A 22837-nucleotide genomic window follows, 5' to 3' on the forward strand; every position below is an offset into this window, starting at 1 on the left:
GATGACAAAAATCGATAGCAGTGAGATAGACCACGAGGTGGGCGAATTCGCCCACGGCGGCTTAAGAAATTTCGCGCCGGAACGGCGGCAACGCATTCAGGATCGCCTTGCCATAGCGCTGGGTAACCAAGCGGCGGTCGAGCAAGGTGATGGTGCCCCGGTCTTCCTCGGTACGCAGCAAGCGACCGCAGGCCTGCACCAGTTTCAAGGAAGCATCCGGCACCGAGATCTCCATGAACGGGTTACCGCCCCGCGCTTCGATCCATTCGGCCAATGCGGCCTCGACCGGATCATCCGGTACCGAGAACGGGATCTTGGCGATCACCACGTGTTCGCAGTAGGCACCGGGCAAGTCCACGCCTTCGGCAAAACTCGCAAGGCCGAACAGCACGCTGGAATCGCCGCCATCGACCCGTGCCTTGTGCTTGTTCAGGGTTTCCTGCTTGGACAGGTTGCCCTGGATAAACACCTGTTTGCGCCAGTCGCGGTCAAGGCCGTCGAACACGTCCTGCATCTGTTTGCGCGACGAGAACAACACCAGGGTGCCGCGCGAACCTTCCACCAGGGATGGCAGGTCGCGGATGATCGCCGCGGTGTGCGCCGGTGCATCCCGTGGGTCGGCCTTGAGGTCGGGCACCCGCAGCACACCGGCGTCGGCATGATGAAACGGGCTTGGCACCACCGCAGTGACGGCCTTTTTCGGCAAGCCCGCGCGCATGCGGAAGCGGTCGAAAGTGCCCAGGGCGGTCAGCGTGGCGGAGGTCACCAGGCAGCCATACGCCACGTTCCACAGGTTGCGGCGCAGCATCTCGGCGGCGAGGATCGGGCTGGCGTTGACCTCGATATCAAACAGCGCACCGCTTTCCGACAGGGTCAGCCAGCGGGCCATGGGCGGGTTGTCTTCGGGGTCTTCGACGGTAAAGGCCGTCCACAGCTCCCAGTTGCCCTGGGAACGGGACAACAGGCTGCCGAACAGCGGGTACCATTCCTCGGCCTGGTTGCTGGCGATGCCGATGTTGACCTCACCGTCCATGCCTTCCTTGAGCAAGTCAGTCAGACGGGTGAACAGGTCGGTGAGGCGGGAAAAGCCTTTCTTCAGCTCGATCCCCATTTCGCGCATATGCTCGGGGATCATCCCACCGACAAAGCGGTGACGCGGGCGCTCACGGCCTTCCACATCTTCACCGGGCTTGAAGTCGGCCACCTGCTCGCAGGCGCTGAACATGAACTGTTGCTGGGTCTTGATCTCCCGCGCCAGCTCCGGCACCTGTTCGATCAGCTTGCCCAAATCGCCGGGCAGCGGGTGCTGGGCGAGCAATTTGGTGAGGTTCTTCGCGGTGGTCTCCAGCCAGTCGGCGGTGGAGCGCAGGCGCGTGTAGTGGGCGAAGTGGCCGATAGCCTTGTCGGGCAGGTGATGCCCTTCGTCGAACACATAAAGGGTGTCACGCGGGTCCGGCAACACGGCGCCGCCGCCCAGGGCCAGGTCGGCCAGGACCATGTCGTGGTTGGTAACGATCACGTCGACCTTGCCCATGCCTTCGCGGGCCTTGTAGAAGGCGCACTGGCCGAAGTTGGGGCAATGGCGGTTGGTGCACTGGCTGTGGTCGGTGGTCAGGCGCGCCCAATCGGCATCTTCGAGGGCCGTGGGCCAGCTGTCGCGATCGCCGTCCCATTTATTCCCGGCCAGTTTCTCGATCATGCTGGTAAACAGCTTCTGGCTGACCTCATCAACCTCGATCTTGAAGCCTTCTTCCTCGAACAACGACGCCGTGGCGGTTTGCGCATGGCCTTCCTGCAGCAGCACGTCGAGCTTGGACAGGCACATGTAGCGGCCACGGCCCTTGGCCAGGGCGAAGGTGAAGTTCAGGCCGCTGTTGCGCATCAGGTCGGGCAGGTCTTTGTAGACGATCTGCTCTTGCAGGGCGACGGTGGCGGTGGCGATCACCAGGCGCTTGCCGGCGGCCTTGGCGGTAGGGATCGCAGCCAGGCTGTAGGCCACGGTCTTGCCGGTACCGGTGCCGGCTTCGACGGCCACGACGGCGGGCTCACCTTCGCGGCGGCCTTCGTCGTCGGTGTCGATATCCCCGAGGACCTTGGCCACTTCGGCGATCATCAGGCGTTGGCCGTAGCGCGGTTTCAAGCTCTTGGCTTCGAGAAAACGCGTGTAGGCGCCCTGGATCGTGGTTTTGAGTTCAGTGCTGATCATGGATAGTCGGGCGCAAAAAACGCTGGATAAATTTTCAGTGGTTCGGATCGGCCGCTATCATACCCCGCTAATTAATCCCGCGCAGAACGGAGTACCACAATGACCGCGTTTAGCCTCGCTTACACCCTGCATGTATTGGCCGCCCTGATCTGGGTCGGCGGTATGTTTTTCGCCTGGATGATCCTGCGCCCCGCCGCTGTGGCGGCCCTTGAAGGGCCGGCCCGACTCAAGCTGTGGGCAAATGTGTTTCAACGTTTTTTCGTGTGGGTATGGGTGGCGGTGCTGGTTTTGCCGATCAGCGGTGTCGGCCTGCTGCAACTGCGGTTCAGCGGGTTTGAAACCGCGCCGCGCTATGTGCAGGTGATGATGGGTTTGTATCTGGTGATGACGGCGTTGTTTATCCGTATCCAGGCGTTGAAGTTTCCGCAACTGAAGGCGGCGGTGGCGGCTGAGGATTGGCCGGCGGGTGCGGCTGCACTGGGGCAGATTCGCAAGCTGGTGGGGATTAACCTGATCGTGGGGTTGGTGGTGGTGGCGATTGCTTCGGCTCGGCCGATGTTTTGAGTACAGCCGCAAGCTGCAAGCTCGAAGCTTGCAGCTCTTTAAAGCTTAGAGCCGCTGAATAGTCACGGTACCCGCAGGCCCAGCTGGCCCCGGCTGCCCTTCCAACCCTGGTCGGCCCTTCTCGCCACCATCGGCGCGGTACACCAGGCAGCCTTTGGACTCGCCGCCTTTGCCCGGCTTGCCGGCCGTACCGGCCAAACCGCCAGCACCGCCATCCACCCAGACCTTGATGTGTTCAGCCGGAAAGTCCTTCGGCAACTCCACGCGGACCTGTGCACCCGCCCCACCCGGCAAGCCATCGCCGCCGTTATCACCATTAAAACCGCGACCCGCCGCCCCCCAGGTACACCCAGGATCTACGCCATTGGCGCCATCCAGCCCGGCATATCCTTGGGCACCGGCGCCGCCACGGGCATCCACCGACAACTCTTCAGCCGTCAGCGAATTGATGCGCAAGCTCAGGTCACGCCCAGCCTTGGCCGGTTTTTCATGGGTGCCGGGGGCACCGCGCGAGGTGATCTGGCTGCCATGCTCAAGTTGCGCATGCCGCACCTGCAATTGCAGCGCGGTATTGCCAGGAACAATCGCGATGCGTGCGTCGCGGCCCAGGTGCAGTTCATCCACCGTGACCTGGCTGATGGTGGCGGGAATCAGCAAAGTGCCGTAGTCCGCCACGTCCAGGCGCTCCAGTTGCAACACGCTGGTGCTGGAGGGAAGGCGCATCAATGAGTTGGTTTCAACACTGACGCTCTGGGCCAGGGCAACGGGGCTGACCAACAGGGCCAACAGAAAAACCTTACGCATCATGGGGCTCCTGAGTGTTTTCAAATTTTTCTTTGGACGCACAGTAACGACTTCTACAGGCGATTTGCCAGTGAAGGTTCAAAAAAATTGAGGGGGCCGCGATTTGAGCGAGGATCGCCGGCAATGCCCCTGTGGATACCACAGGGGCAAGGGCTGTCAGCGGTTGATCTGGATTTCCGTGCGGCGGTTCAGGGCGCGGCCTTCAGCGGTCTTGTTGTCGGCCACCGGATGGCTTTCGCCCGCACCGGTAACAGACACAAAGGCACTGCGAGGCACGCCGGCGCCGATCAGGTAATCGGTGACCGAATGCGCGCGTTTTTCCGAGAGTTTCTGGTTGTAGGCGTCTTTTCCGACGCTGTCGGTGTGACCACTGACCCGCAACTGGGCACTTGGGGCTTCCTGTTTCAGGCGCGTGGCAATGGTGTCGAGTTTGGTTTTATCCGCCGCCGTCAGCTTGGCTGAGTCGAACTGGAAGTGCACATCGCGGATCACGATGGTTTCTTCCTTGACCACGACCACTTCCTCGACCACCGCCGCCGGCGGCGCCGGTGGGCAACCATTAGCGTCGACCTGCACGCCTTTCGGGGTGCCTGGGCACTTGTCGCGGCTGTCCGGTACGCCATCGCCATCTTCATCGCCATCGCCGTGCACCCAGCAATAGGCGCCGGCCATGCCGCCGACCAGCAACGCGCCATAGCCTGCGTAGGCTGAGCTTTCAGTCGCACCGATCGCCGCACCGGTCACACCGCCGACAGCGGCGCAGGTAGGCCAATCGGTTTTTTGCAAGCCTGCGCAACCTGTCAATACTCCGGTTAGCAGAACCAAGGGTAGAGCTGTCCGCATGATGCTCATTTGACTTTCTCCTGAGGGGATCGGCGGGGGCCGATGGGTGGAGTAAAGACCGCTCTTTTCAACTGCGCCACTACGCCACACCCCCGTATTCATTGAGGATGGCCGCCCACGTAGGACTTTTCGCAACCGCCCGCTCTAGGCCCGCACGCTCAGCCGCGCTAGTCTCTACGGTCCTGATATGAGGATCTCTGATGACCGCTGGTATTTCTGCCCGTACCCCCCAGCAAGCGCTGGCCGCCTTGCTCGACCTGCACCAGCCCAAACGCCTGCTGCTGTTGGGTGCCAGCCAGTTCCCGGCGCTGGACGCCTTTAAGGACGCACACCCGGACACCCAGGTGTTCTGCGCCGCGCCAGGGCCATTGCCGCAAGCACTGGCGGCCCAGCGTTTTGATCTGGCGCTGGTGGTCGATTGCCTGGAGCACCTGCCAAAACCCCAAGGCCTGACCTTGCTCGGCGGCATCCGCAACCTCAACGCCAGCCGCATTGCGGTGCTGGTGGACCTGGGCGCCTGCGGCTGGAAAGAAACCGACTTCTTCTCCCTGGCCCTGCAGGCCGGCGAGCGTTTCCAGCGCGATGAACAGGTCCTGACGCTGTTTACCTACGATCTGCTTGACTATAAACAGGTGCCGGACTGGCTCAACGCCCGTTTTTGGGCCAACCCGGAAAACTTCGGAAAGTATTGGTGGTAACCCGATGAGTACATCCATTTGCCCATGCGGCAGTGGCAACCTGCTGGATGCCTGCTGCGGCCACTATCACGCCGGGCACCCGGCCCCCTGCGCCAGCGCCCTGATGCGTTCACGCTACAGCGCCTATGTGCTGGGCCTGGTGGACTATCTGGTCGCCACGACCTTGCCCGCGCAACAGGCCGGCCTGGACCGCGAGGCCATCGGCGCCTGGAGCGCCCAGAGCACCTGGCTCGGCCTGGAGGTTGAAAGCTCCGAGGTGTTCGGCGGCCAGCCGGAACATGCTTTCGTGACCTTTACCGCACGCTGGCATGACAGCACCGGCGAACATAGCCACCGCGAGCAGTCTTCTTTCGTACAGAATGAAGGGCGCTGGTACTTCATCGACCCCACGGTGGAAGTAAAAGCCGGACGCAACGATGCGTGCCCGTGCGGCAGCGGGCAGAAATTCAAGAAGTGTTGTTCCAGCTACCTCTAACTCTCACAGGACTAACGCCATGCTTCGGATCTACAGTTTGATGCTGGCGTTAATCTTTGGCCTGAGCGGTTGCGCTTCCTGGTTCGAAGACAATTCGCCCCCGCCCCACGTCTCCCTGGTGAAAGTCGAAGTGGTGCGGGCCAAGTTGCTGGAGCAGAAATTCAAGCTGTACTTTCGCGTGGATAACCGCGACGACTCCGACCTGACCGTGCGCGGCCTGATCTACAAGGTCACCCTGAGTAATTTTGTGCTGACCGAGGGCGAGTCGGATGAATGGCTCACCGTCCCGCCGCGCGGCCACGCATTTTTCAAGGTATCGGTGCGTACCAACCTCTGGCCGCAGATACGCGATGTGGTGCAACTGCTGAAAAAACCCGACCAGCCCGTGCCGTATCGCCTGGAGGGTGAGCTGAAAACCGGATTATTCATCGGTTATGACGTGCAGGTGAATCACAATGGCGAGATAATCCCCGGCGATTTTATTCCGGAGCGACATCGATGACTCAGCAACCCCATGTCCATGGTCCTGACTGCAACCACGATCACGATCACCATGATCACGACCACGGCCATGTCCACGGCCCGAACTGCGGCCACGCTCACCAGGAGCCGGTGCGCAATGCATTGAAGGACGTTGGTCGCAACGATCCTTGCCCGTGCGGCAGCGAGAAGAAATTCAAGAAGTGCCACGGGGCGTAAATCGCACTGAAGGCCCATGTGTGTGAGGGAGTTCGCTCCCTTCCACAGCTGCCTCGCATTCCAAATCGAAAGCGTCTAAGGGTAGACGCAAATGTTTGATTGAATTTCCCCCCTCCCACCTTTACCTATACCTACAGGCATTCGCTCAAGCATCACCACTTTTGGAGAGCTTCATGATCGACCTGTATTACTGGACCACCCCCAACGGTCATAAAATATCGCTGTTCCTGGAAGAAGCCGGCCTGCCCTACAACGTGCACCCGATCAACATCAGCCAGGGCGACCAGTTCAAGCCGGACTTCCTGAAGATTGCTCCCAACAACCGCATCCCGGCCATCGTCGATCAGAACCCGAGCGACGGCGGCGCGCCGATTTCGCTGTTTGAATCCGGCGCAATCCTGCTGTACCTCGCGGAAAAAACCGGCCAGTTCATTACAAAAGACCTGCGTGGCCGCCAGGAAGCGCTGCAATGGTTGTTCTGGCAAATGGGCGGACTCGGGCCAATGGCGGGTCAGAACCATCATTTCAGCCAGTTCGCAGCGGAGAAAATCCCCTACGCGATCAAGCGCTACGTAGATGAAACCGCCCGTCTATACGGTGTGCTGGACCGACGTTTGGCGGACCGTGCATTCGTAGCGGGTGAGGACTACAGCATTGCCGATATGGCGATCTATCCGTGGATCGTTTCCCACAAGTGGCAGAGCCAGCGCCTGGAAGACTTCCCACATGTTCATCGCTGGTTCAACAGCATCAAGGAACGGCCGGCGACGGTTCGGGCGTATGAATTAGTCCAAAAGGTCAATCCGCCTAAATCCTGACCTGAAACCGCGCCGCCCCTCCCACATTTGATTTGCATAACACTCAAGATCCAATGCTTTACCAAAACTCCTGCTTGCGTCGTTTCGCCGCGCTCACTAACGTAGCGCCTTTACTGACGCTACCCCCCGCAGGAGCTTTGCCATGGCCTCGCCAGCCCTCTCACATTTTCTTCCCCGGTTCGGCGTTGCCGCGGCAGTGGCCAGTGCGTTAAGCCTGGCCGGTTGCCAGCTCCAGAGCACCCAGGACACCCTGCCGCCGACGGCCGGCGTGCAGCCGATCAAGGGCCTCGCACAGAATGTTTCGATACGCCGCAACGCCCAGGGCATGCCGCTGATCGAAAGCAACACCTTCCACGACGCCCTGTTCAGCCTCGGTTATGTACACGCCAGTGACCGCATCACCCAGATGGTCACCCTGCGCCTGCTGGCCCAGGGCCGCCTGGCGGAAATGTCCGGGCCAGAGGTTCTGGATGTGGACCGTTTCATGCGTGCGGTCAACCTGAAAAAAAGCGCCGGCGAGCTGTATAACGCCTCGTCGCCGCGCCTCAAGCGCTTCTTTGAAGTGTATGCCCGCGGCGTCAACGCCTACCTGTTCCGCTACCGCGATAAGCTGCCGCCGGACCTGGCCCAGACCGGCTACAAGCCGGAATACTGGAAGCCGGAAGATTCGGCGCTGCTGTTCTGCCTGCTGAATTTCAGCGAGTCGGCCAACCTGCAGGAAGAGCTGGCTTCGCTGCTGCTGGCGCAAAAGGTCGGCGTGGACAAACTCGCCTGGCTGACGCCAAGCGCACCGGATGAGCCGATCCCCCTGGCCGAGGCCGAGAAACTCAAGGGCGTGAACCTCAGCCAGATCACCGGCCTGGCCGGGCTGGACACGGTCAGCCAGCAATTGAGCAGCCTCAACTCGTTGGCAGTCACCACGTCGAGCAACTGGGCCATCGGCCCACAACGCAGCCGCAGCGGCAAAAGCCTGCTGGCAGGCGATCTTGCCGCCCAGCCACAGGCGCCGTCACCGTGGAGCTACGTGCAGATTCGCGCACCGAAATACCAGGCCGTCGGCGCCTCGATTGCCGGCCTGCCGACCCTGTTGTCCGGTTTCAACGGCAACGTGGCGTGGAGCATGAGCACGGTCAAGGGCGATACCCAGGACCTGTTCCTGGAAAAGGTCAAACGCCAGGGCAGCGCGCTGTACTACGAGAACAACGGAAAATGGCTGCCGGCGGCGGTGCGTAACGAAACCTTCTTCGTCCAGGGCCAACGCTCGATTCGCGAAGTGGTGTACGAAACCCGCCACGGCGCCCTGCTCAACAGCAGCCAGGCCCTGACCAGCGGTTTTGGCCTGGCCCTGCAAACCGCCGACTTCAAGGATGACAAGAGCCTCGATGCGTTCTTCGACCTGTCCCGCGCGCAAAACGCCGGCAAGGCCTCGGACGCAACCCGGAACATCCGCGCCATTGCCTTGAACATGGTCTTCGCCGACGCCGGCAGCATTGGCTGGCAGGTCACCGGCCGCTTCCCCAACCGCCGCGAAGGCGAAGGCCTGCTGCCCTCGCCCGGCTGGGATACACGCTTTGACTGGGACGGTTACGCCGACGCGATGCTGCACCCCTATGACCAGGACCCGGCCCAAGGCTGGATCGGCACTGCCAACCAACGCACCGCGCCGCGCGGCTACGGCATGCAGCTGTCCAACTCCTGGGATGCGCCGGAGCGCAGCGAGCGCCTGGCGCAACTGGCCAATGCGGGCAAACACGACAGCCGCAGCATGATCGCCATGCAATACGACCAGACCACCACCTTCGCCGCCAAGCTCAAGACCATGTTCCAGGCGCCGGGCATGGCCCAGCCATTGAAGCAGGCGATTGATACGTTGCCGGCGCCCGAACAGGCCAAGGCACGGGAAGCACTGAAGCGTCTGATGGCGTTCGATGGTCGCCTGGTGTCGACGTCCGCCGACGCAGCGCTCTACGAACTGTTCCTGCAGGAAAGCACCCGGCAGATCTTCCTCGACGAGCTGGGGCCGGAAAACAGCGCCAGCTGGAAAGCCTTTGTCAGCAACGCCAACCTGTCCTATGCCGCCCAGGCCGACCACCTGCTGGGCCGCGAAGACAGCCCGTTCTGGGACGACGTGCGCACCGCGCAAAAAGAAGACAAACCTGCCATCCTCGCTCGCAGCCTGGCCGCCGCGATCACCGCCGGCGACAGCCAACTGGGCGCTGACCACAAGGCCTGGCAGTGGGGCAAGCTGCACAGCACCACCTGGAAAAACACCAGTGGCCAAGCGATTCGCGGCCCACTGGCGTCCGGTGGCGACCACAACACCTTGAACCCGGCACCGTACAGCTGGGGCCAGGACTTCAACACCACCCAGGTGCCGGCGCTACGCATGATCGTCGACTTCGGCCAGCTGGAACCGATGATGGGCCAAGGTGGTATCGGCCAATCCGGCAACCCGGCGAGCCCGAACTATGCCAATGGCATCGACCCGTCGCTCAAGGCGCAATACCTGAGCTTCCCGATGCAGCCGCAGAACTTCGAGAAGGTGTATGGCAAGGCCAGGTTGACCCTGACCCCCGGCAAGTGACCTGACTTCCACCTGACGAAACCGGATCCAAATGTGGGAGGGGGCTTGCCCCCGATAGCGGTGTGTCAGTCACCGATGTTTTGACTGAACCACTGCTATCGGGGGTAAGCCCCCTCCCACATTTGGCCTGCATGCATCCGATAGAACTTCTGCGCTCGCCCCAGCCTCATAAATAACAAGCCCATCTCCCGGTCACCCCATGGACCTCGTCATCGCCCGGCCCGAAGGCCTCTACTGCCCCGCCGGAGATTTCTACATCGATCCCTGGCGTCCGGTGGAACGCTCGGTCATCACCCACGCCCACGGCGACCACGCCCGCAGCGGCAACCAGCACTACCTGGCCGCCGCCCCCGGCGAAGGCATCCTGCGCTCGCGCCTGGGCCAGGACATCAACCTGCAAACCCTGGCCTATGGCGAAAAACTCCTACACCACGGCGTGACCCTGAGCTTTCACCCAGCCGGGCATGTACTCGGCTCGGCCCAGGTGCGCCTGGAATACCAGGGCGAAGTCTGGGTGGCGTCCGGCGATTACAAGGTCGAACCCGACGGTACTTGCGCGCCCTTCGAGCCGGTGCGTTGCCATACCTTTATCACCGAATCCACCTTTGGCCTGCCGATCTACCGCTGGCAGCCCCAGGCGCAAATCTTTGCCGGGATCAACGACTGGTGGCAGGCCAATATCGCCGCCGGCAAAGCCAGCGTGTTGTTCTGTTATTCCTTCGGCAAAGCCCAACGCATCCTGCATGGCATCGACGCCAGCATCGGCCCGATCCTCAGCCACGGCGCGGTGGAGCCGCTGAACCGGGTGTACCGCGAGGCCGGCATCTACATCCCCGAAACCCTCTACGCCGGGGACTTCAAGAAAACCGACCCACAGCTGCGCCAAGCCCTGATCATCGCCCCGCCCTCCGCCGGTGGCAGCAGCTGGATCAAGCGCTTCGGCGACTACAGCGATGCCTTCGCCAGCGGCTGGATGCGCCTGCGCGGCACCCGGCGGCGGCGTGGAGTGGACCGAGGTTTCGTGCTGTCGGACCACGCCGACTGGCCCGGACTGTTGTGGGCCATCGAACAAACCGGCGCCGAACGGGTGATGGTCACCCACGGTTCCGTCGGTGTATTGGTACGCCACCTGCGGGAAAAAGGCCTGGACGCCCAAGGCTTCACCACCGAATACGGGGATGACGAAGAAGAGGCCACGGCATGAAAGCCTTCGCCGAGCTATACGCCAACCTCGACGCCACCACCTCCAGCAATGCCAAGCTCGCGGCCCTGCAAACCTACTTCCTGCAAGCGCCCCCGCAAGACGCCGCATGGGCCGTGTATTTCCTGTCCGGCGGGCGCCCGCGGCAATTGGTGCCGACGCGCCTGCTGCGGGACATGGCCACCGAAGCGGCCGGTATCGAACCGTGGCTGTTCGAAGAAAGCTACCAATCTGTAGGCGACCTGGCCGAGACAATTTCCCTGCTCCTGCCGGAATCCACCTACACCTCCGAGGACGGCCTGGCTATATGGCTGGAAGAAAAACTCCTGCCACTGCGTGGCCTGTCGCCCCTGGACCTGGCCGAACGGTTGCCGGCGTTATGGGCGCAACTGGACCAGCCGAGCCTGATGGTGTGCATCAAGTTGATCACCGGCAGCTTTCGCGTCGGCGTGTCTAAATTGCTGGTCACTCGCGCGCTCGCCGCCATGGCCGACCTCGACAGCAAACGCGTGGCACAGCGGCTGGTGGGCTACACCGATTTATCCAACCGACCGACAGCCGAAGGCTATCTCAAGCTGATCGCTGCCGAATCATCCGACGAACATGCGCAACGGGGCGGACAACCTTATCCGTTTTTTCTCGCCCACGGGCTGGCGCAACCGGTGGCGCAATTCGACGCCGTGCTCGGTTCCCCCGCCGACTGGCAGGTGGAATGGAAGTGGGACGGCATTCGCGCGCAACTGGTCAAGCGCGAAGGCCGGCTGTGGATCTGGTCACGGGGCGAAGAGTTGGTGACCGAGCGTTTTCCCGAACTGCACAGCCTCGTCAGTGGCTTGCCCGATGGCACGGTGATCGATGGCGAGATCGTCGTCTGGAAACACTCGGTGCAGCCCTTCGCCCTGCTGCAACAGCGTATTGGCCGCAAGACCCTGAGCAAAAAGGTACTCGACGATGCACCGGTTGCGGTCCTCGCCTATGACCTGCTGGAACACCAGGGCAATGACTGGCGTAACCACACCCAGGCCGAACGCCGCGCCCAACTGGAACAGGTGATTGCCCAGTGCAACCAACCTGTGTTGCAACCCTCGCCCCTGCTGACAGGCGCCACCTGGCAGGACCTGGCACAGCAACGCGAAGCCTCCCGCAGCCTCGGTGTGGAGGGGATGATGCTCAAGGCCCGCGACGGCCTGTACGGCGTGGGCCGCACCAAGGACATGGGCCTTTGGTGGAAGTGGAAAGTCGACCCCTTCAGTGTCGATGCGGTGTTGATCTACGCCCAACGCGGCCATGGCCGGCGTGCCAGTCTCTACAGCGACTACACCTTTGCGGTGTGGGATGGTCCGCCCGGCAGCGAACGCACGCTGGTGCCCTTCGCCAAGGCCTATTCGGGGCTGACCGACGAAGAGATGCGCAAGGTCGACGCCATCGTGCGCAAGACCACCGTGGAGAAGTTCGGCCCGGTCAGCAGCGTGACGCCAAGCATGGTGTTCGAGTTGGGGTTCGAAGGCATTGCCCTGTCCAAGCGGCATAAGAGCGGGATAGCGGTGCGGTTCCCGCGGATGTTGCGTTGGCGGCAGGATAAGACGGTGGACGAGGCAGACAACCTTGCCACCCTGCAGGACTTACTGGCCTGACACAGAACACCGCCCTCCCACAATTGGACCTCCAAATGTTCCGAAATGGTGCGATCAATTTTCAGCGCCCACTTTCGGGCATCTCCTACACTCATGACTCCCTTGTCCCACCTTTTAAAACGCTCATTCGGAACTATGGTGCAGAAATTGCTACTCGTGATCCGTCTGACACCGTTCAGTAACAGTCCTAAAACGCGCCACAAGCGCTTATCTTGGTTTCCAGGGATTACATAATGAAAAAAGCATTGCTGACCCTTTCTGCACTGGCTCTGTGCATGGCCGCTGGTACCGCGCTGGCCAAGGAATACAAGGAACTGCGTTTTGGTGTCGATCCGTCCTACGCGCCGTTCGAATCCAAGGCGGCCGATGGCAGCCTGGTGGGCTTCGATATCGACCTAGGCAATGCGATCTGCGCCGAACTGAAAGTGAAGTGCAAGTGGGTTGAAAGTGACTTTGACGGCATGATTCCAGGCCTCAAAGCCAACAAGTTCGACGGTGTGATTTCGTCCATGACCGTGACCCCGGTGCGTGAAAAGGCCATCGACTTCTCCAGCGAACTGTTCTCCGGCCCGACCTCGCTGGTGTTCAAGAAAGGCGCGGGTTACTCGACGCCAGAATCCCTCAAGGGCAAATCCGTGGGCTACGAGCAAGGCACCATCCAGGAAGCCTACGCCAAGGCCGTACTGGATAAAGCCGGGGTGACCACCAAGGCCTACGCCAACCAGGACCAGGTTTATGCCGACCTGACTTCCGGCCGTCTCGACGCCTCCGTACAGGACATGCTGCAAGCCGAACTGGGCTTTTTGAAGTCCCCGGCCGGTGCCGGCTATGAAGTCAGCGCCGCCATTGATGACCCACTGCTGCCATCGAAAACCGCCATCGGTATCAAAAAAGGTAACACTGAACTGAAGGCCCTTTTGGATAAAGGTATCAAAGCGTTACACGATGATGGCACCTACGCCACCATCCAGAAGAAACACTTTGGCGATCTGAACCTGTACAGCGGCAAATAATGCCTGGGGCGCCCCTCCTGTGGAGGGGCGCTTTTTTATCGCCATAGGTCCCGATTTATGTTCGAAGAACTGTTGCAAACCCTCGGGCTGAGCGCACTCAGCTTGAAGGGTTTCGGCCCGTTGTTGCTGCAAGGCACCTGGATGACCATCAAGTTGTCGGTGCTGTCCCTGGCCGTCAGCGTATTGCTGGGCCTGCTCGGCGCCAGCGCCAAGCTCTCCAGCCTGCCCTTCCTGCGCATCCCCGCCCAGCTCTACACCACACTGATTCGCGGTGTACCCGACCTGGTGCTGATGCTGCTGATTTTCTACAGCCTGCAAACCTGGCTCACCGGCCTGACCGACTTCATGGAATGGGAATACATCGAGATCGACCCATTCAGCGCCGGGGTGATCACCCTGGGCTTTATCTACGGTGCTTATTTCACCGAGACGTTTCGCGGCGCGATCCTCGCCGTCCCCCGTGGCCAGCTGGAAGCCGCCACGGCCTATGGCCTCAAACGCGGGCAACGCTTTCGCTACGTCACCTTCCCGCAGATGATGCGCTTTGCCCTGCCGGGTATCGGCAACAACTGGATGGTGATGCTCAAGGCCACGGCCCTGGTGTCGATCATCGGCCTGGCGGACCTGGTCAAGGCTGCCCAGGATGCCGGCAAAAGCACCTACCAACTGTTCTATTTCCTGGTGCTCGCCGCACTGATCTACCTGTTGATCACCAGCGCGTCGAACTTTGTCCTGCGGCGTCTTGAACGTCGCTACTCCGCAGGCTCACGGGAGGCGGTGCGATGATCGAACTCTTGCAGGAATACTGGCGCCCCTTCCTTTATAGCGACGGCCAGCACATCACCGGTCTGGCCATGACCATGTGGCTGCTCAGCGCCGCCCTGGTCATCGGCTTTGTGGTGTCGATCCCGCTGTCCATCGCCCGGGTATCGCGCAACCCGCTGGTGCGCTGGCCGGTGCAGTTCTACACCTACCTGTTTCGTGGCACACCGCTCTATATCCAGTTGCTGATCTGCTACACCGGCATCTACAGCATCGCCGCCGTACGTGAACAACCGGTGCTCGATGCGTTCTTTCGCGATGCGATGAACTGCACGATCCTGGCTTTCGCCCTCAACACCTGCGCCTACACCACGGAGATTTTCGCCGGGTCCATCCGCAGCATGGCCCACGGCGAAGTCGAGGCGGCCAAGGCCTATGGCTTAAGCGGCTGGAAGTTGTACGCCTACGTGATCATGCCTTCGGCGTTGCGCCGCTCGTTGCCCTACTACAGCAACGAAGTGATCTTGATGCTGCACTCGACCACGGTAGCGTTTACCGCGACGATTCCAGACATCCTCAAGGTGGCGCGGGACGCCAACTCGGCGACGTTCATGACGTTCCAATCATTCGGTATCGCCGCGCTGATCTACCTGACCGTGACCTTTGCCCTGGTCGGTCTGTTTCGTCTGGCGGAGCGTCGATGGCTGGCGTTTCTCGGACCAAGCCATTAAGGAGCCTTCATGCGTCATCAGGTACACGATCTGATCGCGCCGGTGCCAGGCACGGCGCGGCAGATTCACAGTTTCCACTTCGGCCCCGAACACGCCGAGGGCAAGATTTACATCCAGTCATCGCTGCATGCCGATGAGCTGCCGGGCATGCTGGTGGCCTGGCACTTGAAGGTGCGCCTCGCCGAATTGGCGGCCGCCGGGCGGTTGCTGAGCGAGATCGTGCTGGTGCCCATCGCCAACCCGACAGGCCTGGAACAGGTGTTGATGGACATCCCCCTGGGCCGCTACGAGCTGGAAAGCGGGCAGAACTTCAATCGCCTGTTTGTCGACCTCAGCGACGAGGTGGGCGACCAGGTCGAAGCGTTACTCGGGGATGATCCCCGGCACAATGTCGAACTGATCCGTGCCGCGTTGAGCACAGCCCTCGCCGGGCAAGCCGCCACGACCCAATTGCACTCCCAGCGGCTGGTGCTGCAACGCCTGGCCTGCGATGCCGACATGGTGCTGGACCTGCACTGCGACTTCGAAGCCGTGGCGCACCTCTACACCACGCACGAAGCCTGGCCGCAGGTGGAACCGCTGGCGCGCTATATCGGCTCGGAGGCCAACTTGCTCGCCACCGACTCCGGCGGGCAGTCGTTCGATGAGTGCTTCACCCTGGTGTGGTGGCAGTTGCAACAACGCTTCGGCGCGCGCTTCCCGATTCCCATGGGCAGTTTTTCGGTAACCGTCGAACTGCGCGGCCAGGGCGACGTCAACCACGGCCTGGCCAGCCTCGATTGCCAGGCGATCATCGACTATCTGATCCACTTCGGCGCCATTGCCGGTGACGTAGCGCCGCTGCCGGCACTGCCCTACCCCGCTACGCCACTGGCGGGCGTCGAACCCGTGGCGACACCGGTGGGCGGCTTGCTGGTGTTCAGCGCCCTGCCCGGTGAATACCTGGAAGCCGGGCAACTGATCGCCGAAATCATCGACCCCATTACCGACCGCGTAACGCCTGTGCACTGCCAAAACGCAGGCCTGCTTTACGCCCGTTCGCTGCGCCGCATGGCCACTGCCGGGATGGTCGTCGGCCATGTCGCCGGCACCGAGGCCTACCGCAGCGGCTATCTACTTTCGCCTTGAGGATGCACGCCCCATGTACAAATTGACCGTTGAAGGCCTGCATAAAAGCTATGGCGACAATGAGGTGCTCAAAGGTGTCTCGCTCAAGGCCAAGACCGGTGATGTGATCAGCCTGATCGGCGCCAGCGGCTCGGGTAAGAGCACCTTTTTGCGCTGCATCAACTTCCTGGAAACCCCCAACGACGGCGCCATGACCCTCGACGGCCAAACGATCCGCATGGTCAGCGACCGCCACGGCATGCGCGTGGCCGACGATGCCGAACTGCAGCGCCTGCGCACGCGGCTGGCGATGGTGTTCCAGCATTTCAACCTGTGGAGCCACATGAGCGTGCTGGAAAACATCACCATGGCCCCGCGCCGGGTGCTGGGCTGCAGTAAAAAGGACGCAGAAGACCGCGCCCGTCGCTACCTGGACAAGGTAGGTCTGCCCGCACGTGTAGCCGACCAATACCCGGCGTTCCTGTCCGGTGGCCAGCAGCAAAGGGTGGCCATCGCCCGCGCCCTGGCCATGGAACCGGAAGTGATGCTGTTCGACGAACCCACCTCGGCCCTCGACCCGGAACTGGTGGGTGAAGTGTTGAAGGTAATCCAGGGCCTGGCCGAGGAAGGCCGCACCATGATCATGGTGACCCACGAAATGAGCTTTGCGCGCAAGGTGTCCAGCCAGGTGCTGTTCCTGCACAAGGGCCTGGTGGAAGAGCAAGGCGCGCCAGAGGATGTGCTGGGCAATCCGAAGAGCGAGCGGCTGCAACAGTTCCTGAGCGGCAATTTGAAGTAAACCTTTGCGACGCCTGGAGGGTCTGTGGGATAGACCCCTCCAGAGCGTTCGCTGCCGCATGGCAAAACCCCTCGACTTCGCCAAACAGTGGTTTGCCGCCAAAGGCTGGAAGCCGTTCGCCTTCCAGAAAGACGTATGGACAGCGGTCAAGGACGGCCGGTCGGGCTTGCTGCACGCCAGCACCGGCGCCGGCAAAACCTACGCCCTGTGGTTTGCCGCCCTCAATCGTTTCGCATTCACCCGCCCGCCCGCCATCGGTAAACGCAAACCGCCGGCTGAGCCGCTGACTGTGCTGTGGATCACGCCCATGCGTGCGTTGGCCGCCGACACCACACGCGCCCTCGAAGCGCCGCTTGAGGCCTTGCAGATTCCCTGGAGCGTCGGTCTGCGCACCGGCGATACCAGCAGCAGCGAGCGTGCCCGGCAAACCCGGCGCCAGCCCACCGCACTGGTCACCACCCCGGAAAGCCTGACCCTGATGCTCGCCCGCGCCGACAGCGAAACGAGCCTGGCGCACCTGCGCATGGTGGTGGTGGATGAATGGCATGAGCTGATCGGCAACAAGCGCGGCGTGCAGTTGCAACTGGCGTTGGCGCGGCTGCGGCGCTGGCATCCCGAACTGATGGTGTGGGGCATTTCGGCCACCCTCGGTAACCAGTCCCACGCCTTGGAAGTGCTGGTCCCACAAGGGGACGGGATTAATGTACAGGGGCAAACGACCAAGCAGTTGCACGTCGACACCTTGCTGCCGCCCATCGCCGAGCGGTTTCCGTGGGCCGGGCATATCGGCTTGAAGATGCTGCCGCAGGTGGTGGCTGAGGTCGACGCCAGCAGCAGTTGCCTGGTGTTTACCAATACGCGGGCGCAGTCGGAAATCTGGTACCAGGCATTGCTGGAGGCGCGGCCCGATTGGGCCGGGGTGATTGCCCTGCACCATGGCTCGCTGTCCCGAGAGACCCGCGACTGGGTGGAGCGGGCGTTGAAAGACGGTCAACTCAAGGCGGTGGTGTGCACCTCCAGCCTGGACCTGGGGGTGGATTTTTTGCCGGTGGAGCGCGTGCTGCAAATCGGCTCGGCCAAAGGCGTGGCGCGTCTGATGCAACGCGCCGGACGCTCCGGCCATGCACCCGGACGGCCGTCGCGTGTGACCCTGGTGCCGACCCACAGCCTGGAACTGGTGGAAGCCGCTGCGGCCCAGGACGCGATCGCAGAGCAGCGTATCGAAGCCCGCGAATCGCCCCACAAGCCTTTGGATGTGCTCGTACAACATTTGGTGAGCATGGCCCTCGGCGGTGGCTTTACGCCGCAGGCATTGCTGGCTGAGGTCCGTGGCGCCTGGGCCTATCGCGACCTCACCGAGGCCGATTGGGCCTGGGCTCTGGGGTTTGTAAGGCATGGCGGCCTGTCGCTGAGCGCTTACCCGGATTACCGCCGCGTGGAGCCGGACGAGCATGGCATCTGGCGTGTTCCCGATGCCCGGCTTGCGCGACGCCATCGCATGAGCGTGGGTACCATTGTCAGTGACGCCAGCATCCAGCTGAAATTCTGGAGCAAGGGCGGCGGCGGCAAGAACCTGGGCAGTGTTGAAGAAGGCTTTATTGCGCGGCTCAAGCCGGGGGATGGTTTCTTGTTTGCCGGGCGCCTGTTGGAATTGGTGCGGGTGGAAAACATGACCGCTTATGTGCGCCGCAGCAGCGCCAAAAAAGCCGCCGTACCGCGCTGGAATGGCGGGCGCATGCCCCTTTCCAATGAGCTGGGCCAAGCCGTGGTGGAGCGCTTCGATGCGGCGGCGCACGGGCTCTACGAGGGCCCCGAAATGCAGGCGGTGCAACCGCTGCTGCAGACGCAGTTGCGCTGGTCCGGCCTGCCGACACGCGCGCACTTGTTGGCCGAAGCCTTGAAATCGCGGGAGGGTTGGCACCTGTTCCTCTACCCGTTTGCCGGCCGCCAGGTGCACCTGGGGCTGGCGAGCCTGCTGGCGTGGCGGGTCAGCCAGCAGCAGCCTGTGACATTCTCGATTGCCGTCAACGATTACGGCTTGGAGTTGCTCAGCGCCACCGAGGTGGATTGGCCGCGTTTACTGAATGAGGCGTTACTGAGCCCGAAGCAGTTGCTGGCAGACGTCGCAGCTAGCCTGAACGCCGGAGAACTCGCCCTGCGCCGCTTTCGCGAGATTGCGCGTATCGCCGGGCTGGTGTTTGCCGGTTACCCCGGCGCGCCGAAAAGCACGCGCCAGGTGCAGGCGTCCAGCGGGTTGTTCTTTGAGGTGTTCAAGCAATATGACCCGCAGAACCTGTTGCTGGCCCAGGCGGGTGAAGAAGTCCTGCGCGATGAGTTGGATATTCGTCGGCTGGAAGAGACCTTGCTTCGCCTCTCGACGCTGACACTGAACCTGCATGTGATCGAACGTCCTACGCCCCTGGCCTTTCCGCTGCTGGTAGAGCGAATGCGCGAAAGTATGAGTTCGGAAAAACTCTCCGACCGCATTGCGCGGATGGTCAAGGACTTGGAAAAAGTCGCTGATAACGGGAGACGCTGATGGTTTGCCCAGTCACGCTGGAGGGCGAAGAACTGTGGCTGCTGGCGGATAAGGCACTCTACTGGCCCGCGCGCCAGTGCCTGCTGATTGCCGATGCACACTTTGGCAAGGCATCGGCCTATCGCAGCCTGGGCCAGCCGGTACCGCAAGGCACCACCACCGAGAACCTTCTGCGCCTGGATCGGTTGTTGGCGGCCGTGCCGTGTGCCCAGGTGATCTTTCTCGGCGACTTCCTCCACGGGCCCGGCTCCCACGCCAGCGGCACCCTCAGCGCCTTGAGGGCCTGGCGAGCACGTCATTGCGACCTGTCGATGACCTTGATTCGCGGTAATCACGATAAACGCGCGGGCGACCCGCCGGCTGACTTGAGCATCGAAGTGGTGCCGGAGCCACTGCTGATGGGCCCTTTCGCCCTGCAACACGAACCGCATGCCCATGCCAGCCACCATGTGCTCGCAGGGCATGTGCACCCGGTGTATCGCTTGCGCGGCAAGGGCCGGCAAAGCCTGCGGCTGCCGTGCTTTCAGATCGGTACGCGCGTCAGCTTGCTGCCGGCGTTTGGGGCGTTTACCGGGGGGTATGCAGTCGATCAGGAAAATGACCGCCGAATCTTTGTAATCGGCGATCACCAGGTGTGGCAGGTTCGCTGACCGGCCCTGCGGGCATCAGGCGACCGGCGCGGGAGGCGGCTCATCCGGAAGGGTTGGCTCACCGGGCTCGGTGGGCTGCTGCGGCCAATCTTCATCGGGTTGGCCGGGGATGCCGCCCGCATACGCGGGGTCGGCCATCAGGGACCAGGCCAGAACGCCAATCTGGTTGGGTTCAAGCCGGGCAAGTTCTGCGCTGATTCGCGGGTCGATCTTCATAAGGCACTCCTCAAGCGTGGCTCGGCGCGTTTTGCACGCACCGAGGCATTACACCCAATAGAGTCACTTTCTGCGGACTAATTCCCTTTACGCGTAGGACCTTTCGATCAAGCGCGTGGCAAGGTGACGCCGCGCTGGCCCTGGTACTTGCCGGCACGGTCTTTGTAGGACACTTCACAGGCCTCGTCTGACTGCAGGAACAGCATCTGCGCCACGCCTTCGTTGGCGTAGATCTTCGCAGGCAGGGTGGTGGTGTTGGAGAACTCCAGGGTCACGTGGCCTTCCCACTCAGGCTCAAGCGGCGTCACGTTAACGATAATGCCGCAACGCGCGTAGGTGCTTTTACCCAAGCAGATGGTCAGCACGTCGCGGGGAATACGGAAGAATTCCACGGTGCGTGCCAGGGCAAAGGAGTTTGGCGGGATAATGCACACGTCGCTTTTCACGTCGACGAAGCTCTTTTCGTCGAAGTTCTTCGGATCGACGATCGCCGAGTTGATGTTGGTGAACACCTTGAACTCATCGGCACACCGCACATCGTACCCGTAGCTGGAAACGCCGTACGAGATCACGCGGTCATCGCCTTCGCCACGAATCTGGCGCTCGACGAACGGTTCGATCATGCCGTGCTCTTGCGCCATGCGGCGAATCCACTTGTCCGATTTGATGCTCATGGCGGGTGTCCTGAATAGCGAGGTGGAAAAATTCTGTGTGGCATCTTACCGGGGCCGGCGTTGGGGTTCAAAGGGCGTGGGGCTTTTCTTAATGAATGCGCCGGCTGCTATAAGGCGCAGCCAGCGGGGCCGGGACCCGTATTGCCGCAACCGGTGCCTGTAAATACCACCGCCAGTCACGAAAATAGAGAAACCTTCGGAAATACCATTGGCACGTCCCGGAAAAAGGGTTAAGGTGGCGCCACTGTGCTGCTTGTGTCACTGAGAATCTCTACACGATATGTTGAATTTCGATCCAACCATCTCCAAGAATTTTTCCTGCTCTTTGCACTCAGTCTCGGCCAGGGCTTTTCCTGAGTCGCAGTTAACTTTGTCCAAGGAGATACACCATGTCTAATCGCCAAACTGGTACCGTTAAGTGGTTCAACGATGAAAAAGGCTTCGGCTTCATCACTCCACAATCCGGTGACGACCTGTTCGTTCACTTCAAAGCTATCCAATCCGACGGCTTCAAAAGCCTGAAAGAAGGCCAACAGGTTTCTTTCATCGCTACCCGCGGTCAGAAAGGCATGCAAGCTGAAGAAGTTCAAGTTATCTAACTTGTACTGACTTAGTCGAAAAAACCCCGCCCTTAAAAGCGGGGTTTTTTTATGCCTGGGATTTGGGCATACATGAATAAAAAGCCAGGCGCAAAAAAGTGGGAGGGGCTCGCTCCCGATGGCGGCGGATCAGTCGATATTTGCATTGACTGGCACACCACTATCGGGGGCAAGCCCCCTCCCACCTTCAATCTGCGCCGTTATTGAAACAACGACTCACTCGACAGGCCATTCTTCTCCAGGATCTCACGCAAGCGCTTGAGCCCTTCCACCTGGATCTGCCGCACCCGCTCGCGGGTCAGGCCGATCTCCAGGCCTACGTCCTCCAGCGTGCTGCTCTCATGGCCACGCAGGCCGAAGCGGCGAATCACCACCTCACGCTGCTTGTCCGTGAGCTCCGACAGCCACTGGTCAATGCTTTGGGAAAGATCATCGTCCTGCAGCAGTTCGCAGGGATCCGTAGGACGATCATCCGTCAGGGTGTCCAGCAGGGTCTTATCCGAATCCGGACCCAGCGAGACGTCGACCGAAGACACCCGCTCGTTAAGACCAAGCATGCGCTTGACCTCCCCTACCGGTTTTTCCAGCAGGTTGGCGATTTCTTCGGGCGAGGGTTCATGATCGAGTTTTTGAGTGAGCTCGCGCGCTGCCCGCAGGTAGACGTTGAGCTCCTTGACCACATGGATCGGCAACCGGATCGTGCGGGTCTGATTCATGATCGCCCGTTCGATGGTCTGGCGAATCCACCAGGTAGCATAGGTCGAGAAGCGGAAACCCCGCTCAGGATCGAACTTCTCCACCGCCCGGATCAAGCCCAGGTTGCCCTCCTCGATCAGGTCCAACAGGGACAGCCCACGATTGACGTAGCGTCGGGCGATCTTCACCACCAGGCGCAGGTTGCTTTCAATCATGCGCTTGCGCCCAGCCGGATCACCCTTTTGCGACAAACGCGCAAAATGGACTTCTTCTTCGGGAGTAAGCAGAGGGGAAAAGCCGATTTCATTGAGGTACAGCTGGGTCGCATCGAGGGCCCGCGTGTAATCAATGTATTTATGTTGCTTTAACGCGGTGGAGTTCTTGGATTTGGTGCGAACTGAAGGTACAGCAGGTCCCTCATTCGACATCGATTCCGTAGCGATGCCGGTCTCCATAAGGAGAACCTCATCGTCGATGTCAAACTCCGGCGCTTCTTTACTGAGAGCCATTGTTATAGTCCTTTGG

At 61.4% G+C, this 22837-nt stretch carries 23 protein-coding genes; 17 read left to right on the top strand and 6 right to left on the bottom strand.

Annotation, left to right across the window (positions count from 1 at the left end):
* Positions 1-61: 61 nt before the first annotated feature.
* Complete coding sequence (dinG, locus tag AB1462_RS00355) at positions 62-2206, bottom strand: ATP-dependent DNA helicase DinG (RefSeq protein WP_027604440.1); 2145 nt, start codon at positions 2204-2206, stop codon at positions 62-64.
* A gap of 99 nt (positions 2207-2305) precedes the next feature.
* Between dinG and AB1462_RS00360 the strand changes: the two genes are divergently transcribed.
* Positions 2306-2770: a CopD family protein gene (locus AB1462_RS00360; protein ID WP_090408429.1), complete on the top strand. Its 465-nt coding sequence runs from the start codon at positions 2306-2308 to the stop codon at positions 2768-2770.
* Between the two features lie 45 nt (positions 2771-2815).
* Here the strand turns inward: AB1462_RS00360 and AB1462_RS00365 are convergent, their stop codons facing one another.
* Positions 2816-3574, bottom strand: coding sequence for a hypothetical protein (locus AB1462_RS00365; protein ID WP_090408432.1), 759 nt, complete (start codon positions 3572-3574; stop codon positions 2816-2818).
* A 156-nt stretch (positions 3575-3730) separates the two neighbouring features.
* The gene (locus AB1462_RS00370; RefSeq protein WP_027604443.1) at positions 3731-4426 is read right to left on the bottom strand and encodes an OmpA family protein; all 696 of its coding nucleotides are present in this window, start codon (positions 4424-4426) and stop codon (positions 3731-3733) included.
* 191 nt (positions 4427-4617) lie between these two features.
* Between AB1462_RS00370 and AB1462_RS00375 the strand changes: the two genes are divergently transcribed.
* The 15 genes from AB1462_RS00375 (at position 4618) to pdeM (ending at position 20127) form a co-directional block, all read left to right on the top strand.
* Positions 4618-5115 carry a DUF6231 family protein gene (locus tag AB1462_RS00375; protein ID WP_027604444.1) on the top strand — a complete coding sequence of 166 codons (498 nt, stop codon included), beginning with the start codon at positions 4618-4620 and terminating at the stop codon, positions 5113-5115.
* Between the two features lie 4 nt (positions 5116-5119).
* Positions 5120-5590 (top strand): YchJ family protein, encoded by a 471-nt coding sequence (locus tag AB1462_RS00380; protein ID WP_090408434.1) that lies wholly within the window; start codon positions 5120-5122, stop codon positions 5588-5590.
* 19 nt (positions 5591-5609) lie between these two features.
* Entirely contained in the window at positions 5610-6092 is a 483-nt protein-coding gene (locus tag AB1462_RS00385; protein WP_090408437.1) for an LEA type 2 family protein, read from the top strand.
* Entirely contained in the window at positions 6089-6289 is a 201-nt protein-coding gene (locus AB1462_RS00390) for an SEC-C metal-binding domain-containing protein (RefSeq protein ID WP_003189235.1), read from the top strand. The genes AB1462_RS00385 and AB1462_RS00390 overlap by 4 nt, the downstream gene beginning before the upstream one ends.
* 173 nt (positions 6290-6462) lie before the next feature.
* Complete coding sequence (locus tag AB1462_RS00395; RefSeq protein ID WP_367245952.1) at positions 6463-7107, top strand: glutathione binding-like protein; 645 nt, start codon at positions 6463-6465, stop codon at positions 7105-7107.
* Positions 7108-7249: 142 nt separating this feature from the next.
* Positions 7250-9691: a penicillin acylase family protein gene (locus AB1462_RS00400; RefSeq protein ID WP_367245953.1), complete on the top strand. Its 2442-nt coding sequence runs from the start codon at positions 7250-7252 to the stop codon at positions 9689-9691.
* A 199-nt stretch (positions 9692-9890) separates the two neighbouring features.
* On the top strand, positions 9891-10895 hold the full coding sequence (locus AB1462_RS00405) for a ligase-associated DNA damage response exonuclease (RefSeq protein WP_367245955.1): 1005 nt from the start codon (positions 9891-9893) through the stop codon (positions 10893-10895).
* Complete coding sequence (locus AB1462_RS00410; RefSeq protein ID WP_259192742.1) at positions 10892-12526, top strand: ATP-dependent DNA ligase; 1635 nt, start codon at positions 10892-10894, stop codon at positions 12524-12526. Before AB1462_RS00405 ends, AB1462_RS00410 begins: the two co-directional genes overlap by 4 nt.
* A gap of 233 nt (positions 12527-12759) precedes the next feature.
* Positions 12760-13539: a transporter substrate-binding domain-containing protein gene (locus AB1462_RS00415; RefSeq protein ID WP_027604451.1), complete on the top strand. Its 780-nt coding sequence runs from the start codon at positions 12760-12762 to the stop codon at positions 13537-13539.
* A gap of 57 nt (positions 13540-13596) precedes the next feature.
* Positions 13597-14325 (top strand): ABC transporter permease, encoded by a 729-nt coding sequence (locus tag AB1462_RS00420; RefSeq protein WP_053137181.1) that lies wholly within the window; start codon positions 13597-13599, stop codon positions 14323-14325.
* Entirely contained in the window at positions 14322-15032 is a 711-nt protein-coding gene (locus AB1462_RS00425) for an ABC transporter permease (RefSeq protein ID WP_090408453.1), read from the top strand. Before AB1462_RS00420 ends, AB1462_RS00425 begins: the two co-directional genes overlap by 4 nt.
* 9 nt (positions 15033-15041) lie before the next feature.
* Positions 15042-16160: a succinylglutamate desuccinylase/aspartoacylase family protein gene (locus tag AB1462_RS00430; RefSeq protein WP_367245957.1), complete on the top strand. Its 1119-nt coding sequence runs from the start codon at positions 15042-15044 to the stop codon at positions 16158-16160.
* Positions 16161-16173: 13 nt separating this feature from the next.
* Complete coding sequence (locus tag AB1462_RS00435; protein ID WP_090408459.1) at positions 16174-16938, top strand: ABC transporter ATP-binding protein; 765 nt, start codon at positions 16174-16176, stop codon at positions 16936-16938.
* 58 nt (positions 16939-16996) lie between these two features.
* A complete protein-coding gene (locus AB1462_RS00440; RefSeq protein WP_367245958.1) occupies positions 16997-19477 on the top strand; it encodes a ligase-associated DNA damage response DEXH box helicase in 2481 nt (826 codons plus the stop codon).
* Positions 19477-20127 (top strand): ligase-associated DNA damage response endonuclease PdeM, encoded by a 651-nt coding sequence (gene pdeM, locus AB1462_RS00445; protein ID WP_090408465.1) that lies wholly within the window; start codon positions 19477-19479, stop codon positions 20125-20127. Before AB1462_RS00440 ends, pdeM begins: the two co-directional genes overlap by 1 nt.
* 15 nt (positions 20128-20142) lie before the next feature.
* Here pdeM and AB1462_RS00450 read toward each other — a convergent pair whose 3' ends face one another.
* A complete protein-coding gene (locus AB1462_RS00450; RefSeq protein WP_027604457.1) occupies positions 20143-20343 on the bottom strand; it encodes a hypothetical protein in 201 nt (66 codons plus the stop codon).
* A gap of 107 nt (positions 20344-20450) precedes the next feature.
* Positions 20451-21017: a dCTP deaminase gene (gene dcd, locus AB1462_RS00455; RefSeq protein WP_003172320.1), complete on the bottom strand. Its 567-nt coding sequence runs from the start codon at positions 21015-21017 to the stop codon at positions 20451-20453.
* A gap of 389 nt (positions 21018-21406) precedes the next feature.
* Between dcd and AB1462_RS00460 the strand changes: the two genes are divergently transcribed.
* Complete coding sequence (locus AB1462_RS00460; RefSeq protein WP_002554837.1) at positions 21407-21616, top strand: cold-shock protein; 210 nt, start codon at positions 21407-21409, stop codon at positions 21614-21616.
* Between the two features lie 200 nt (positions 21617-21816).
* On the opposite strand, the gene rpoS is transcribed toward AB1462_RS00460, so the two are convergent.
* Entirely contained in the window at positions 21817-22821 is a 1005-nt protein-coding gene (rpoS, locus tag AB1462_RS00465) for an RNA polymerase sigma factor RpoS (RefSeq protein ID WP_025855149.1), read from the bottom strand.
* Between the last annotated feature and the right edge of the window lie 16 nt (positions 22822-22837).

The sequence above is a fragment of the Pseudomonas sp. SB113 genome (assembly GCF_040754745.1).
Lineage (GTDB): Bacteria > Pseudomonadota > Gammaproteobacteria > Pseudomonadales > Pseudomonadaceae > Aquipseudomonas > Aquipseudomonas grimontii.